13 protein-coding genes are annotated in these 13,903 nt (G+C 67.4%); 2 read left to right on the top strand and 11 right to left on the bottom strand.

Annotation, left to right across the window (positions count from 1 at the left end; genetic code table 11):
• Positions 1–60: 60 nt before the first annotated feature.
• From ACFVJ3_RS45215 to ACFVJ3_RS45265, 11 genes are all read right to left on the bottom strand, one after another.
• The gene (locus ACFVJ3_RS45215; protein WP_378458269.1) at positions 61–573 is read right to left on the bottom strand and encodes a hypothetical protein; all 513 of its coding nucleotides are present in this window, start codon (positions 571–573) and stop codon (positions 61–63) included.
• Between the two features lie 287 nt (positions 574–860).
• Positions 861–1,178 (bottom strand): hypothetical protein, encoded by a 318-nt coding sequence (locus tag ACFVJ3_RS45220; protein WP_378458270.1) that lies wholly within the window; start codon positions 1,176–1,178, stop codon positions 861–863.
• Positions 1,168–1,455, bottom strand: coding sequence for a hypothetical protein (locus tag ACFVJ3_RS45225; RefSeq protein ID WP_378458271.1), 288 nt, complete (start codon positions 1,453–1,455; stop codon positions 1,168–1,170). Before ACFVJ3_RS45225 ends, ACFVJ3_RS45220 begins: the two co-directional genes overlap by 11 nt.
• A 41-nt stretch (positions 1,456–1,496) precedes the next feature.
• Positions 1,497–3,485, bottom strand: coding sequence for a cutinase family protein (locus ACFVJ3_RS45230; RefSeq protein ID WP_378458272.1), 1,989 nt, complete (start codon positions 3,483–3,485; stop codon positions 1,497–1,499).
• Positions 3,486–4,524: 1,039 nt separating this feature from the next.
• Entirely contained in the window at positions 4,525–5,739 is a 1,215-nt protein-coding gene (locus ACFVJ3_RS45235; RefSeq protein ID WP_378458273.1) for a DUF2637 domain-containing protein, read from the bottom strand.
• Between the two features lie 412 nt (positions 5,740–6,151).
• Positions 6,152–6,859: a hypothetical protein gene (locus ACFVJ3_RS45240; RefSeq protein ID WP_378458274.1), complete on the bottom strand. Its 708-nt coding sequence runs from the start codon at positions 6,857–6,859 to the stop codon at positions 6,152–6,154.
• A 23-nt stretch (positions 6,860–6,882) separates the two neighbouring features.
• Positions 6,883–8,094, bottom strand: coding sequence for an insoluble domain protein (locus ACFVJ3_RS45245; protein ID WP_378458275.1), 1,212 nt, complete (start codon positions 8,092–8,094; stop codon positions 6,883–6,885).
• 96 nt (positions 8,095–8,190) lie between these two features.
• On the bottom strand, positions 8,191–9,582 hold the full coding sequence (locus ACFVJ3_RS45250; RefSeq protein WP_378458276.1) for a ParA family protein: 1,392 nt from the start codon (positions 9,580–9,582) through the stop codon (positions 8,191–8,193).
• Positions 9,582–9,938, bottom strand: coding sequence for a hypothetical protein (locus ACFVJ3_RS45255; RefSeq protein ID WP_378458277.1), 357 nt, complete (start codon positions 9,936–9,938; stop codon positions 9,582–9,584). The genes ACFVJ3_RS45250 and ACFVJ3_RS45255 overlap by 1 nt, the downstream gene beginning before the upstream one ends.
• A gap of 58 nt (positions 9,939–9,996) precedes the next feature.
• Positions 9,997–11,739 carry an FtsK/SpoIIIE domain-containing protein gene (locus ACFVJ3_RS45260; RefSeq protein ID WP_378458278.1) on the bottom strand — a complete coding sequence of 581 codons (1,743 nt, stop codon included), beginning with the start codon at positions 11,737–11,739 and terminating at the stop codon, positions 9,997–9,999.
• Complete coding sequence (locus tag ACFVJ3_RS45265) at positions 11,736–12,404, bottom strand: hypothetical protein (protein WP_378458279.1); 669 nt, start codon at positions 12,402–12,404, stop codon at positions 11,736–11,738. The genes ACFVJ3_RS45260 and ACFVJ3_RS45265 overlap by 4 nt, the downstream gene beginning before the upstream one ends.
• A 633-nt stretch (positions 12,405–13,037) precedes the next feature.
• On the opposite strand from ACFVJ3_RS45265, the gene ACFVJ3_RS45270 reads away from it, so the two are divergent.
• Entirely contained in the window at positions 13,038–13,325 is a 288-nt protein-coding gene (locus ACFVJ3_RS45270) for a hypothetical protein (protein WP_378458280.1), read from the top strand.
• Between the two features lie 152 nt (positions 13,326–13,477).
• Positions 13,478–13,900 (top strand): hypothetical protein, encoded by a 423-nt coding sequence (locus ACFVJ3_RS45275; RefSeq protein WP_378458281.1) that lies wholly within the window; start codon positions 13,478–13,480, stop codon positions 13,898–13,900.
• The last annotated feature ends 3 nt before the right edge of the window (positions 13,901–13,903 follow it).

Genomic DNA, 13,903 nt, shown 5'->3' on the forward strand with positions numbered 1-13,903 from the left:
ACTACACAAATCCACCCAATCCTCACGACGCCATGAGCACTGCCCCCCGCGTACCCAAGCTCAGGTAATCACCGCTCCGCGAAAATCGGCGCTAAGTTGGTCACCGTAGAGTTGGTGGGCGGCGCGGACGATGTCAACGGCGTTGGCGCCGGCTGCGGGTCCGTCGGTGTACGCGTTGACTCCGTCGGTGCCGATCCCGGCGTAGTCGGTGGCCGCGACCGCGTAGCCGGCGGCGAGCCACTGTTCGATGAATTCCCGTTCGACGTCACTGGATCCGGTGACCGACGGTGCACACTCGTCGTCGATTCCGACGTTGCCATGCGCGTAGGACACGACGGGCCATCCACCGGCAGGTGGTGCGCCCTGTGGCAGGAACACCGATCCTGTGGACTCACCGGCTTCGGTCGCGGTACGCAACGTGAAATAGCGGATGACAGCGCTGGTATCCGCGGCACCAACTGGGAGAAACGCAGCGGTGACCGCCTGCTCGGCGAGCAACACGCCCGCCGGGTGCATCTCGTCAGGCAGGGCGGCGGCGGGTGCGGCAGCCGTACTCGAGATGGATGCGGCCACGGAAGTGAGAACTATCCCGCTCACGCACACCGCGACAGCCAGTACGGACGGTCGCCTCAGACGTGTGCCTCTTGGCGAGCCCGCGAACATTGACATCGACGATCCCCTCCGATGAACTCCGTGCCCGTTCCCCGACGAACACGATGCGGATCGTACCGACCGATCAGACGACCACACCCACCAGTCCGGCACACGATGAGACGACGAGGTGCTGGATTGTCTCCACCCCTCATGCCATCCAGTCTCGACGCAGCACCGCGAGAATGCTGCTCGAGGGTGTGCTCCTCTCATGACTCGCCCCTGTCGTCGAGCTGGACAAGATTGCGGTGGCTGATTTCCCACCGGCCGACTTCGAGCTCGTGAAGGAGGTCGCGGCACCGCTCATCGGTGCTCACGTCCGCGCTTTGCCCGATCACGTTGACAGGGCCGCGGATTCCGTTCCGCCAGTCGATGACCGTGTAGACGAAGTCACCTGTGGCGAAGTCGCGATGGCGGGTGCAGATGACGAAGTGTTCCGAGATTGCGCGGACGGTGTAGGGGCGACGGGGTCGAGTGGGATCGGGGTGGTCGGTGATCCCTTGGCGTTCATCAGTGTCACCGCGCACCCCCGGCTGCGAACCTGCCTTCGGAGAGGGTTCCCCGCTGATTGTCCGCGAGCGTGTCGCGGTCGATGGCGCTGCGGCCCAGTCCCTCTGGCCGGAGCCCGACGTGGAAGCCGTCGCCGTCCTGGTCTTGGTGTGGGCAGGGGTAGATCGACAGGCCCTGTCGCTTCTCGTGATGGGTGCGTGCTGCGCGGGCATCCTTGCGTGTGAAGTAGGTGCGTTTGTCGCAGTGCGGGCAGGTCACCCAACAGGAGGTGGGGCGGTGTACTCGAGCGGCCAATTTTCCGGTGCTCCTCTTCGACTTCGGACGCGGTCGGATCGTCAGACGGCACGGGTGATCTGCAGGTTCAGCCAATCCGAGACCCACTGAATGGCATTGCGACCGGCATTGTCGACGACCAGGTTCTGGTAGCTCTGGTGCGCCCCGGAGGCGAAGAAGCTGGCCGCGTTCAGGCCCTCCCCGACCACCGCGGCGAGATCCTCGGCCCCCCGCGAGCGCGCCATCGTCGACACAGACCCGGCGAGTCCTGCAAGGTCGAGGGCCTGCGCCTGCGTGGCGATCGCGTTCCCGACCGGGTTGGCCTGCTTGCCCAGCAGCGCGGGGTCGGTCTTGCTGGCTTTGCCGGTGAGCATGTTCGCGGCCACCGAGGCGAGGTCGAGGCCGAGTGGGATCAACGCTGCAGTCTGCGCCGCAGCACCGACCGGGTCGGGTAACACCCCGGGCGGGGGAAACAGCTTGTCCGCGGCGGCCCACGCAATTTCCTGGGCCTGGCCGGCGATGTTGGCCAGCTTGATCACGTCGACATTGCTGAGAATGTTGGTGACCAGCGCCGCGATCTGGGTGTAACCGGACGGGTCCGGGATGATCGCGAGAATGTGGGAGACCCACTTCAGGTCGACGCCGGCGGCCATCTTCACCAGCGGCGCGAACTGCACGTTCAGCTCTCGGGCGGTATCGCGGGCGGCGCGGACATCGCCGGCGGCGATCTTGTGCGGGAGCACGATCAGGTTGTGCAGGATCTTCGGAATATCGAGTGCGGTTACGCCGGTGACGACGTTCAGGGCTTGGTCGACGACGACTGTCGGTTTGAGGACCGACAGCACGCTCGAGGCGGAGGAGAGGGCATCTGCCGGGGTGGCGGCGATGGGTGCGATTTGGCTACCGAGCGTCGCGGCCGCATTAGAGAGTTGAGAGATTTCGGGTGCGGCGGCGGGCAGGGTGGTGGTGCCACCGTTCGAGAGCTTGGCTGCGGTGTTCGCGATCGTGGCCACCGAGTCGAGCGCACCGGACAGGTCCGCGTGGCTGGCTGTGGTGAGGACCTGTGCGGCCGCGTGTTCCGGTGTGCCCACCGGGGCTGCGGCCAGGCCCGCGGTGGCGGCGGCGTTCGCGGCCCCGGACTGCAGCAGGTCGGCCAGTGGGCTGAGCGTCTTGGACAGCGAGGTCGCAGTGTCGGCGACCTGGTGCACATCGATCGAGCCGCCGGTGTCGGTGCCGCGCAGTTGCCTTCCGAGCGCGTCCACATCCGATCCGAGACCGGGCAGGTCGGCGTCGGCGAAATCCGAGGTCAGCGCGGTGGCGACCGCCGCGTTACCTCCACCGGCGCCGGCACCGGTGTTGCCGGGGGTCTTCGACAGGATCGACCCGAGCGATCCGAGGAACGGGTTGGCGCCCTTGCGGATCGAGCAGTACAGGTCTTTCGGATCGCAGATCGACGCGACCCGCCCCGACAGCGTGCCCATGCCCTGCGACCGGGGACCGGCGATCCCCTCCCCGGAGGTCTTCGGCCCCACCGTCGCGGCGCCCTTTGTGCCGGCACCCGGGTCGGCGATCAGCGCCACACCGAGGACCTGGTCCGCATCGACCGGGCCTTGATCGTTTCCGATCGCCGACGCGAGATCGCCTGCAGCGTCTGCACCCTGGGAGTATCCGGTGATCGTGATCTTCGTGCCCCGGCATTTGTCGGCGTAGGACGTCAGCACGGCGGTGGCCTTGGTGACCGCGTCGGCCTTGCTGTCGGCGTAGGTGTGGCCGTTGTCGAACGCGCGCGCCATGTACGGCAGCGTGTAAATCTGCGCGCGAGCACCGTTCTGTGCCTCGATTGCCGTCGCGACCGGGGCCAGCATGCCCACCGGCCGGGTCGGGTCGGCGTTCTCGTTGGTCTCCCACGTGCCGGGGATAAACAAGTTGAACGTCGACGCGCAGCTGGTCGGGGCGGCGTTGGCGATCGCGGGTGCGGTGAGCAGCGCAGTCCCGCACAGCATGGTGGTGGTTGTGACCGCCGCGAGCCCACGTCTCGCTGACCATGCCATGTGCGGACTCCTATCACGCTGCAGCCTGTGCCTTCCGGCTGTCAGTCTCGGTTGCAGTCCGTCTACCAGCAACGACCCCCACACGCGGTCGGGCGTGTCGGTGGAGCGCCGTTCTGAATTGCGGCGGTTGGGCGCCCACATCCGCTGAGTGGAAGTCGACGAAACGTCGGGCGCCCGGCCGTCGTGGTCGACGCGGCGGCCCAGAGATCGGCTGATCTGCCGCTGTGCCAGGTCGAAGCCATTGCGGGGTAGTCGAGGGTGGCGTGCGGCTCCCAGCACCGTAATGACGAGGGCACTGGCGTCGTTGGGAGGCATGCCAAGTTCGCCGGCCTCGCTCTTAAGGTGGTGTCGGAGTTCGCGACTGGAACGCGGTAGTCATGCCCGACCTCGGACCGTTGTGCACGGCGACATCACGTTTGACTCAGAATACGGCCTTCTCCCCGCTACCGTCCGGCCGAAGGCCTGTCCGCTCGAGGACTCCTACGCGGGCCTGGTCGAGTTTCTCGCTGGCCGGCCCATGCAGATTCTGGGTTTTCGCGAGCCCGCTCACAGTTGAGCGGGAAGCGGCCGATCAGCGCGGCGACGGCATCGACACCACCCTGACGGGCCGTATGCAGCGCGGCGTTGCGTCCACTCGGCAACGTCGGCATGCAAACTGCTGCCCTGTTGCACCCTCCGGCGAAACATGCGGTCAGACAGGGGCTTGCGTGCAAGCTGACCTCCTCCCCCGCCGGCAACGGCCTCCCACACCGCTGAGATGGTGCCTGCGCCGCACCGCAACGCCGGTACCTGTCGGCAACGAGATCCGGCATTGCGGCCTCGGCCTCGTCACCGACGTTGCGTTGCACTCTCTTGTGTTTTCGTACGACCTCAGCCGACTGGTCTGCAACACTGCCTACCGTAGGTAGAGGTTCCTGGACGTGTTGCGGTTCGCTGTTCACCGGTGCTGGCGGTTTTTTCTGTCGCCGATTGATCGGCCTTCTCCCAATCAGGTTGAAGCGCAGGAACTGGTCCTTATCGCACTTACAGGGGCAGGTCATCACCGTGCCCCCACCAGGGTGTACTGGTGGTCAAGCGTTGCCGCATTGCGTTCCTCGGCGATGTCCTCATGCTCGGGCAACGGAGGCCTCCGGAAACCGGCCTCCACGGCGCGTTGCGCGACCTTGTCGAAGCGGCGCATTGCCGTGCTCGCGGCCTTGGCTTTGGTGAGTGTGGCGATCTCGGCGTAGCTGCGCTGCTCGGTTATCCGCAGCCGGGCCGTCTCCTTGACTACCGGTTCGAAGTCGGCGCAGGTATCGATGAAGGCGAGGAGGTTGTCGATGGTCTGGGCCTTATCCGGCATCACGAACTGCTCCTGCGAATCCTTCGGCGGATTGCCGATTTCTGGTGCGTGGGCATTGCGACTGTCCGTTGCATTGCGTGCAAGGTGCTCCTCGTGTTCCTTGGCGTGGGCTCTAGCATCGGTGAGCTCGCCAGGATTCGCAGTGGTCGGTTGTGGGGCGTCCGCAACAGCAGGACGACCCTCCGGTTCCGGAGCGGTGGTCTCCGTACGGTCGTCGAGAGCGGATGAATCGGGTGCCGACGCAGCGAAGACGATGGGTGCAACGGTCGGGTCGACTGACGGCGCAATGCGTCCGGCGTTGCGGTCGACCGACGACGTCGGCCCTGGGGCTGGCATTCGGTAGTCGGTCGCGGTGTCCGCGTCGGACCGCTGCTGTTCACGGTGTCGGGCGTCGCGCACGACCGCGGTGTACTCGGTGTGGGCGGTGCCGATGGCCTTGATGAGGATGCCGACACCGTGGGTGAAGGCCAACACCAGCAGCGGCGGAATGATTGCAATGAACGAGGCGCCGGCCGGCGACAGCGGGGCGTAACCGAGGTCGATGCCGGCTGCAATGTTGCTTGCGGCGGCTTGGCCGGAGCGGTGTGCGTGGTAGGCGTTGCCGAAGACGCTGATGAAGACCACGACTACGGCGAGCCCGAGGAAGAACCGCTTTCCCGTTGTGCTGCCGCCGATTTTGCTCAATGCAACGACCGCGATCGTTGCGCCGAGGATTGCGCCGTCGACGATGGCCGGGAAGATCCAGGTGAGGTATTGCGGGATGCCCGCCTGCAACGCCAGGTCACGTTGCACGGCGAAGGACAGTACAAAGGCGCCTGTGGTGATGCCGATCGCAATGGCGATCGCAACGATGAGGGCTGCTATCAGGGCGTGGAGTTGGATTCGTGCTGCTCGGATATTGAGGTCGGTCATGCTCGGGGGTCTCCTTTCACGGGGTTTCACTCGACGAGCCCCGCTGGTTGCTGCCGGTGGGGTTCCTGTGTGGCATTGCGGATTGTCGTTGCGGTGTTGCGGAGGGTGTTGCGGTGTTGCACTGTCCGCCGGGGCGCCGCTCCCCACGCGGCAATGCGTGCTATCACAGGTGGCATTGTTCGCCCATTTGCCAGCAACGGCCGCGTCCGTGGTCGGGTGCGTCGGAGTCGGGGCGACGACGTTCTGGCGCACGGTGGCCCGCCGATCGTCAGCGCTGCCACCGAGCACATCGTGTGCGGAACGCCTGCGCCACGACGTAATTGCGGCTGTGCTGATGATGCGCGTGCTCTGCACGGATACGTCCTCGTTCGGTCGGGTCCGTTGGCTAGCACTCCGCCTCGGAGCTAGGGACTCAGGTGAAGACATCGACGTACCAGCGCCCGTCGATCTTCTGGGTGGTGACGGTCTGGGTACCGCGTTTGACCGGCTGGGCGGGCTGCATCACGGACAGGTCGACCAGGTAAACCCCGTCGGACAGTTCGATGGTGCGGATGCAGTAGTTGGTGCCGATTGGGACCGCGTCGATGACCTTCTGCAGCTCGGGACTTGGCAGCACCGATGAGGTGGAGGTGGCGAGGCCGCGGGCAGATTCGCCGTTGCGCAGGCTGTAGTACGCGTGGTTGAACGCTGCGATCACGCCCGCGCCGCTCTTCTGGTCACCGCGGTCGGCCCGGCAGTCCCCGTCCGACGCGGATGTCTGTTCGGCCCGTTCGGGTTCGGGCAGGTTGAGGATGGGCGGCCCGTTCTCGTCAGCCGCTGCGGTGGCGCTGGTTGTGGCCGCGGTAGCGGTTTCACTGTCTCCGCTGCGCAGGTGGCTGACGGCGACCCCGCCGGCCACGGCGATGGCGACCGCCGCGACGGCGGCCACCGTTTTCTTTCCCGGCCCGCGGCCGCCGCGGGCCGGCGGTAGAGGCGACCGGGATGGGGGCGGTGGTGTGGCCGGGCCGCAGGGCGCCATGGTGCGGGCGCCCGGCGGGTGGTCGACGGTGGGTGTGTTGCCGAGAAGGTCGATCACGGCGGGATGTCGCGGCGTCGATCGGCCGAGGGTCGGCTTCTTCATGGTGTGCACCCGCCTTCGTGGTTTCAGTTCGCGGTCGGAATGCCGCCGCCGATGGCGCCCGACAACAGGTTTCCGGCCAGGCCGGGCGTGGCGTCGGTGAAGAACGAGTTCAGGGTGGTGTCGACCTGCTCGATGATCTGCTCGCCGCCGGGCTGGGCTGCGACGAAATCGCGGGCCTGCTGGTCGATCGCGGGCGCAGCTTCGACCGTGTCCTGTACGGCGTCGGCGGCCGCTTGCCCTACCGGGCCGGAGTTCTCCCAGTCGGTGAGCACGGTCTCGGTCTGGGCGGTCACTGCTTCGGAGTCGATGTCCGGTACCGAGATCTCCTTCGGTTCGCCCTTGTCGCCGGCAGCGATCGGGGTCACCGCCGCGACGGCGACCGCACCGCCGACGACCGCTCCGGCCGCAGCGACGGGGAGACCCACCGCGGCACCGAGGCCGGCACCCGCGGCGGTGCCGACGATCCCGGCGGGTACCCATCCGAGTCCGGGAAGGAAGACGTTGCCTGCGGTCATTGCGGCGAGGCCGCCGATGGTGCCACCGACCAGTGCGCCCGTGGTGGCTGCCGCCCCGCCGGCGGTGACTGCGCCGAGCGCTGCCCCGGCGGCTCCGGCACCGACCTGCGCGGCGGCGATCCGGTCGGCCCGAGATGTTTCCACACCGATCGAGCGCCAACCCGTCGAACCCCCGGCCTGGACCACGGAGAGGGTGTTGTTGGTGCGGTCCCGGTCGCCGTCGCTGATCCAGTTCGGCTGTTTGAGATGGATTTCGCCGATGCGCAGGGTGTCGCGCGGGGCGATGAACGGGGCGGTCGGCTCGACCGGGGTCGGCAGGTGCAGCTGGTCGAACTGCACCGGCTCGATCGAGTAGTTCTCCGGCTCGACGTACACGCCTGTGTCGTAGTCGTAGTTCGGGAGCGGCTGGTACTCGATGTTCTGGTACTCGGCGGGCGGCTCGACCCAGTACACCGGTTCCGCCGGGGTCTCGGGCACGTGGGCGGGCTCGGGTGCTGGTGTGGGGGCGGTGGTTGCGCTGGGGGTGTCGCCGCCGGTGACACCTTCCTGGGTGCTGTCGCCGTTGACACCGCCCTGGATCGGGTCGGCGAACGCGGAGGGGGACAGGGCGATGCCGGAGGCCAGGGCGGCGGTGATGACTGCCAGCGTGGTGGCTGCCTGTGTGGCGCTCTGTGGGTGGTGCCGGCCTCGGGCGCGGCGGGCGTCGCGGTTGTTGCTCATGATGTGCCTTTCGTGAGGTGGCCAGATGCGAAGCGAAGGTGGATGTGCCAGTGGAGGGCGGAGCGAGATCTGTACGGCCGGTGGGTGATGGCCGAGTCAGGGGCCGGTGATCGTCGTGATGACCTCTTCGGCCAGTCGGGTCAGCGCGGCTCGGGTGTGGGGTTGGAGCCGGGAGAGTGCAAGGCGTTCTCCGGAGGCGAACAGCGGCTCGAACGGCATGCGCGCCACGAGCGGTACTCCCAGGTCCCGGAGGGCCTCGACGGTGTCCTGTTCGACCATCGGGGCGTCCCCGGGACCGGCGGTGATGACAACGATCGTGCGCTGGAGAACATCGGTGGCGGTCGACGCCAATTCCGTGATCATTTCTTCTGCGGCGTCGGCGGCGTCCCAGCGCAACGGAACAGGGACGACGACGGCGTCCGCTGTCCTCACTGCCCACCGCCAGGTTCCCGCGAGGGAGTTGTTGCCGGTGTCGGCGACGAGGAGGTCGCGGTGCTGGGCCACGATCGCGGCCAGATGCGCCGCATGGTCTTCGTTCAGAACGGACGTCGAGTCGCCGCGGCGTCCCGCGATGATGTCCTCACCCGACGGTTGACGGGTCAGGTGCTGCGAGAGCACCGAGGGTCGGATCGCGACATCAGGGTCGGGATGCGCTGCCAGCAAGGCGGGGACGTCGTTGCCCGGCGACGGACGGACTGCGACCCGCTTGGCGAGACTGCCGCCGACCTCGCCGAAATCCGCGCACACCACGGTGCTGGCGCCGCGCAGGACGGCCAAGGTCTGAGTGAGAGCCACGGCGAGCGGTGTCTTACCGACCCCGCCTTTCGGGTTGGCGAAAGTGATCACCGAGAAATCGGGCAGCGCCCGGGTGATCACCGACTCGGCGGCCCGCAGCCGCATCTCCGGCGACTGTGCTTTCGGGGCGAGACTCAACCCGAGCATGGCGTTGAGCCGGCCGCGCACTCCCAGGCGGGCAGGCTCACCGGCCCCGGGAGCGATCTCGGGGGCGGCCAGCCCCGATACCGGCCGCCGCGGTCGGGCGGGTGGTGTGCGGTCGTATCCGTCTTCGCGCTCGGCCGATACGGCTGCCCGTGCGGGTGTCGGCTCGGTCGCCGGCAACCGCACAGCAACCGTGGGCTCACTGCCCACGTCCTGAACCCGGACGACGGGAGTGCCGCCGGCCGGGCGGCGCTGGGGCCGTTCCCGGGTGGCGGGTTCCTGTGCTGGCGCCTGCTCCTGGGCGGGGCGGATGGTCTGGTCGGGGTCGACCTCGAGCCGCATCGGCGCGGTGTCGGCGCCGCCGCTGACCGCGACGGTGATCGTCTGGCCGCTGTTTCGTGCTTCGGCGTGGGCCTGGGCGAACACCGCGGTCATCAGGTCTTGCTCGGTGTCGCCTCGCAGGTCGAGCGTCGCGGCCTGCGACGGCACATACGCCGTAGCGTGGCGTCCTCCGTCGTCGATGGCGACGGTCATCTGCGGGGCGGACATCACAGACTCCCGGCGCCCGAGGTGGTGCCGTCGAGCTGGGCGAGCATTTCGGTGATCAGCTCGTCGAGGCTGGTGAGCTGATCGAGTGCCTCGGTCTTGACCTCGCCGTCGGGAAGGGCGCCCACCAGGTCGCGCCGATGACCGATCGCGGTGAGGAGCTCGTCGAGACGGCTGCGGGAGACGGTCTTGCTTTCGGTGTCCAGGGCGGCCAGCCACCCGGGTGTGGAGGCCCGCAACGCCTCTCGGAACGCGCGAACAACCGGGTCGGAGTTGCCCTTGTTGACGAATGGGCGGTGCATGGCCTCGATGTCCTCGGGCTCGAGGATCACTGCTCGTTCGATCTGCCGGACTGCCATCGGTGGCCTCTCTCTCGTGTTTTCAGTGGTGGAGCGGATAGAGTCGGAACATCAGGGGTCAGGCGGCGGCAGCGAGGTCGACCGCGGCGAGGAAGACGGTGTCGAGTCCGCTGTATTCGAGGATCAGGACCTCGGGCCGGCGGCCGGTGGATTCCACCGACACCTCCACCCGCACCAGTCCCTCCTCGGTGACCGTGCCGTCGCTGTCGCGGGCGACCTTGCGGATGGTCTCGACGGTCAGGACGGTGCCGGTGCCGTCCGGTTCGTCGAGGCCGAGGACGATGTTCATGCCTTCCTCGAGGGCACCAGCCGGGATCGCATCGGAGATGTGGTCGATCAGGGATGTCACCGACGACCCGGAGACTGCGACGGGCTCGCGGACGTCATCGGCCATCGTGGTGATCAGGTGCTGTTCGTCGGCGATGAACTGCACCAGCTCGGCCGAGAAGCAGTACACCGGGGTATCCCTTGTCGGGCGCAGGCTGTCGACAGCGTGTGCTTCCTCGGCGGACAGGTCGCTGCGGGCGGCGGGGTGGTCGTCGATGGTGGGGGTGAACCACACCTGTGCGAGGGCAGGGTCGCCGGAGGGGTCACTGACCGTGGCGCGGCCGCGGATCTTGGCGTCGATGTCGCGGCCGACAGTGGTCTCACCCCACATCATGTAGGCGCCGTCGCTGCTCAACCGTGCAAGCGCTGCTCGGGTCTGGAAGTTGTCGCGGACACTGCCGGAATCCCGCCCGAACAGGTGCGCATCGGGGCGCTGGACTCCCACGGCGAGGCGGATACCTGCCGAGCGGGCCAAGGCGACGAGTTCGCCGATTCGCCCGAGTGGGTTACAGCGTTTGATGACTTCCTTCTCCTCATCGGTGCCGGACTTGGCCAGCTGTGTCCAGGCCGCAGAGAGGATGAAGAACTCGTCGAGCACCGCCACCAAGAGCGGCATGTTGCGCGCCTTCAGACGCTGGGTCTGCATGTACTTGGTCCGCGCGTGCATTTCGCGCCACAGCGCGTAGATGAACTCTGCGGCCCGCAAGGGTTCGAACACGATCGCGGGGACCCCGGGGTAGCCGAGGAATTGGTGCAGTTCGATGCGTTTGGGGTCTACACCGATCACCGGGACTCCGCGGAGTGTGAGTTCGGTGATCACGGTGGTCAGCAGAACCGTCTTGCCGCCGCCGGTCGGTCCGACGACCAGCATGTGCGGTGCCGACGAATCGTCGGAGATGTTCCAGTAGGCGTCGACGACGCCGGCATCGGTTTCGCAGGACGCGTACGGGACATGCAGGCGTTGCCCGGGCACGCTGGGGTCGCTTCCTGGCCAGGGCATCTGCTGGCGTCGCGCGATTCCGCGTTCGTCGAGTTGTGGAACAGGAAGGTCGGCGGCCGGGATTTTCAGCGAATGCATCACCATTGTCGCGAGCGGCTTTCGGAGCGAGAGGGTGATGATGGGCTTCTCCGGCGCCCAGTCCACTCGCCACAGCTGCCCTGATTCGTGCGTGCCGAGGGCGGCGAGCAGAGCCTCGGAGAGCTTGTGCCGGTTGGCTTCCATGCCGGTGGCCAGCGTGGGCTTGTAGTAGATGCGGTAGGAGGCTTCGGTTCCGTCGTAGGCGTAGGAGTCGACCGACACCGTCACGTCCTGCAGGGCCTTGCCGTCGGAGAACAGCTCGGCGAGCATGCGGTGACGTGCGCTGCGGGTGTCCGGGAGCACCAGTTGGCGGGTGATCGTGATGGTGCTCCTGTCGGCCCGGAAGGCGGTGACGTACTTCCAGTCGGCCACTGTGGGTCCGAGGAATCGGCTCATTGCTCCGCCTTCGGCGTCGAGGGTGCAAGGCTGTCGGGTCCCGGTTCGCCCACCGGGACGCTGTGGATCTGCGCCTGCGTATTCCGCGGCAGAAATCGCAGGGGGCGGGTGGGGGCGAGGACCGGTAGCGCGGCGCGCAGGCGGTGCCACAGCGGCGATCCGACGATCAACGCATTGACTGCCGAATTCAGACGCTCCTGCCGGTTCGCATCGACGACCGCTCCCTGCGGCAGGCGGATTGCCGCCCACGCGGTGCTGTGCCACCCGGTACGCACACTGAGCCTGATCCGCACGGGGCTGTGTCCGGTGGTCTGCCGCACCACCGCGGACAGGATCCGCCGCTGCCGGTACCGCAGGAACCGAATTAGGTCCCCGGCACCGAAGAGGGCAACGGCGACGACGAGCCTGGGCCGAATGTCGATGAGCCACTGCGCCCAGAGCGGCGAGCGCGGCCACAGCTCGGTGATCTGAGCGGACTCCAGCAGGGTCGGCGCCCACCACACGGCGATGGTGACGGCCAGGACGACGAGCACCCACGGGGTGAACCGCGCTGCCTCTTGCTCCCCCGACTGTTCGGGCCGCCTGCGTCCGCCGGCGGCCGACGAGGTACCAGAAGGACCGAGCACATCCCGGAAGAACTCGCCCACAGGGTCATTCGACGGCATCGCGGAAACCCCTTCTCGGTCGGACATCTGCGTCGTGTTGATGCGCACACAGTGAATCCGCTCGCCGGAGGATTCACCAAGGACCCCCGCACGCGCTCGGGCGTGTCGCCCCGCCCGCCGCCCCTGCGAGTGCGTCCCAGGCCGCCGTGAGGCGAACCCCGACGGGATCTCCAAAAACGCTCTGCCAAGTGGTGTTTGAACCACTGCTCGCCGAAACCGGTCCGGGGCGCTATTCTCAACTTCGCCTCCCCCCGTAGGGGGGAGGCGTCTCCCGAAGGGAGTGGGGGCGCAGGCATCACCGATCCCCCAATCGTCGACACATGCCCCACATGGGGCCAATCACGTTCTTCGCGAGGGTTGTCCGAAGAGAGCGTGCCCGGAGGGCAGCACCCGTCCCCGGCAGCGACCGGCCCCCACCCTGAGCAGAGCCCGCAACGACCGGTTCCCACCTTCAGCAGAGCCCGCAGCGACACGACCCGTCTTCGTGGACCCACCGCCAACCGGCCCCACCCTCAGTGGACCCCGCAGCGACACGCCCGAGCGCGTGCGGGGGTCTTCGTGTGCCGAAGCCGCCCTGTGCCAATGTTCTGGCGTCACCATTCGGTGTTGCCCGCGAATCTTTTGGGAGAGAGCATGCTTCATGAAACTTTCGAGGCTGCGTCGCAGCTGACGTTCCTGGCACAGGAGGGGATCGACACCGGCGGGGTGGGAGCGTTCCTCCGCGAGCAGGTAGTCCCTCCGATCCTCGGCGTCGGAGCGATTGTGCTTCTGGCGAAGGCGATTCGCTCGTCCTGGTCTGCCGTCATCACCATCGCCAGCCTATCCCTGATCGCGTTGGGCTGGTTCGGGCTGTCGGCGAACCCCGACGCGGCGATGAACGTCGGCACCGGACTCATCCGGCTGATCGTCCCCGGCGTGTGACCGGTAGCGGACACAACCCCATTCGGACTCACCCTTTTCGAGAGGACCTCATCCCATGTCTGCCATGACGATCATCTTCGGCGTGGTCATCGCCGCCGCCATCGTGTTCGCAATCGGCCGCGCCATCAGCGAGCGCCGGTGAGGAGCTTGCGGTGATCGAGACCGATGACGACCTCTACCGGGTGGATCAGCACTGGCTAGGCCCTCCGGGACGGGCGTTCCCGAGACCAGTCAAATGGCAGGCAGTGGGTATCGGTGCGGTGTTGCTGGTGCTCTCGCTCATCCTCGTCATGGGAATGCTGTCGGTGCCGTGGAGCGGCTGGTCCGTCACCGTGGTGCTGGGGTTGACCTATCTCGGGACGAAACGGATCGTCGACGGGCTCGGCCACGAACGCACCATCCGGTCGCTGGCCCGGTCCGCGATCAACGACCTCACCTCCCCACGCCCCGCGGCCGGCCGCAACAAGAAGATCCGGAACACGCCGCAGACGGTGTCCATCCCCGACCAGATCGCGCGCCTTCGCCTCGCCCCCGCCGCCAGCGATCACACGACTTCTTCGACTACGAGCAGGTAGGTC

It is taken from the genome of Rhodococcus sp. NPDC127593 (assembly GCF_042671975.1).
Classification (GTDB): domain Bacteria; phylum Actinomycetota; class Actinomycetes; order Mycobacteriales; family Mycobacteriaceae; genus Rhodococcus_F.

What these genes read in the sequence shown, in the direction of transcription:
- ACFVJ3_RS45230 (WP_378458272.1), bottom strand. Translation starts at nt 3,485, where the DNA reads ATGGCATGGTCAGCGAGACGTGGGCTCGCGGCGGTCACAACCACCACC.
- ACFVJ3_RS45235 (WP_378458273.1), bottom strand. Translation starts at nt 5,739, where the DNA reads ATGACCGACCTCAATATCCGAGCAGCACGAATCCAACTCCACGCCCTG.
- ACFVJ3_RS45240 (WP_378458274.1), bottom strand. Translation starts at nt 6,859, where the DNA reads ATGAAGAAGCCGACCCTCGGCCGATCGACGCCGCGACATCCCGCCGTG.
- ACFVJ3_RS45245 (WP_378458275.1), bottom strand. Translation starts at nt 8,094, where the DNA reads ATGAGCAACAACCGCGACGCCCGCCGCGCCCGAGGCCGGCACCACCCA.
- ACFVJ3_RS45250 (WP_378458276.1), bottom strand. Translation starts at nt 9,582, where the DNA reads ATGTCCGCCCCGCAGATGACCGTCGCCATCGACGACGGAGGACGCCAC.
- ACFVJ3_RS45255 (WP_378458277.1), bottom strand. Translation starts at nt 9,938, where the DNA reads ATGGCAGTCCGGCAGATCGAACGAGCAGTGATCCTCGAGCCCGAGGAC.
- ACFVJ3_RS45260 (WP_378458278.1), bottom strand. Translation starts at nt 11,739, where the DNA reads ATGAGCCGATTCCTCGGACCCACAGTGGCCGACTGGAAGTACGTCACC.
- ACFVJ3_RS45265 (WP_378458279.1), bottom strand. Translation starts at nt 12,404, where the DNA reads ATGCCGTCGAATGACCCTGTGGGCGAGTTCTTCCGGGATGTGCTCGGT.
- ACFVJ3_RS45270 (WP_378458280.1), top strand. Translation starts at nt 13,038, where the DNA reads ATGCTTCATGAAACTTTCGAGGCTGCGTCGCAGCTGACGTTCCTGGCA.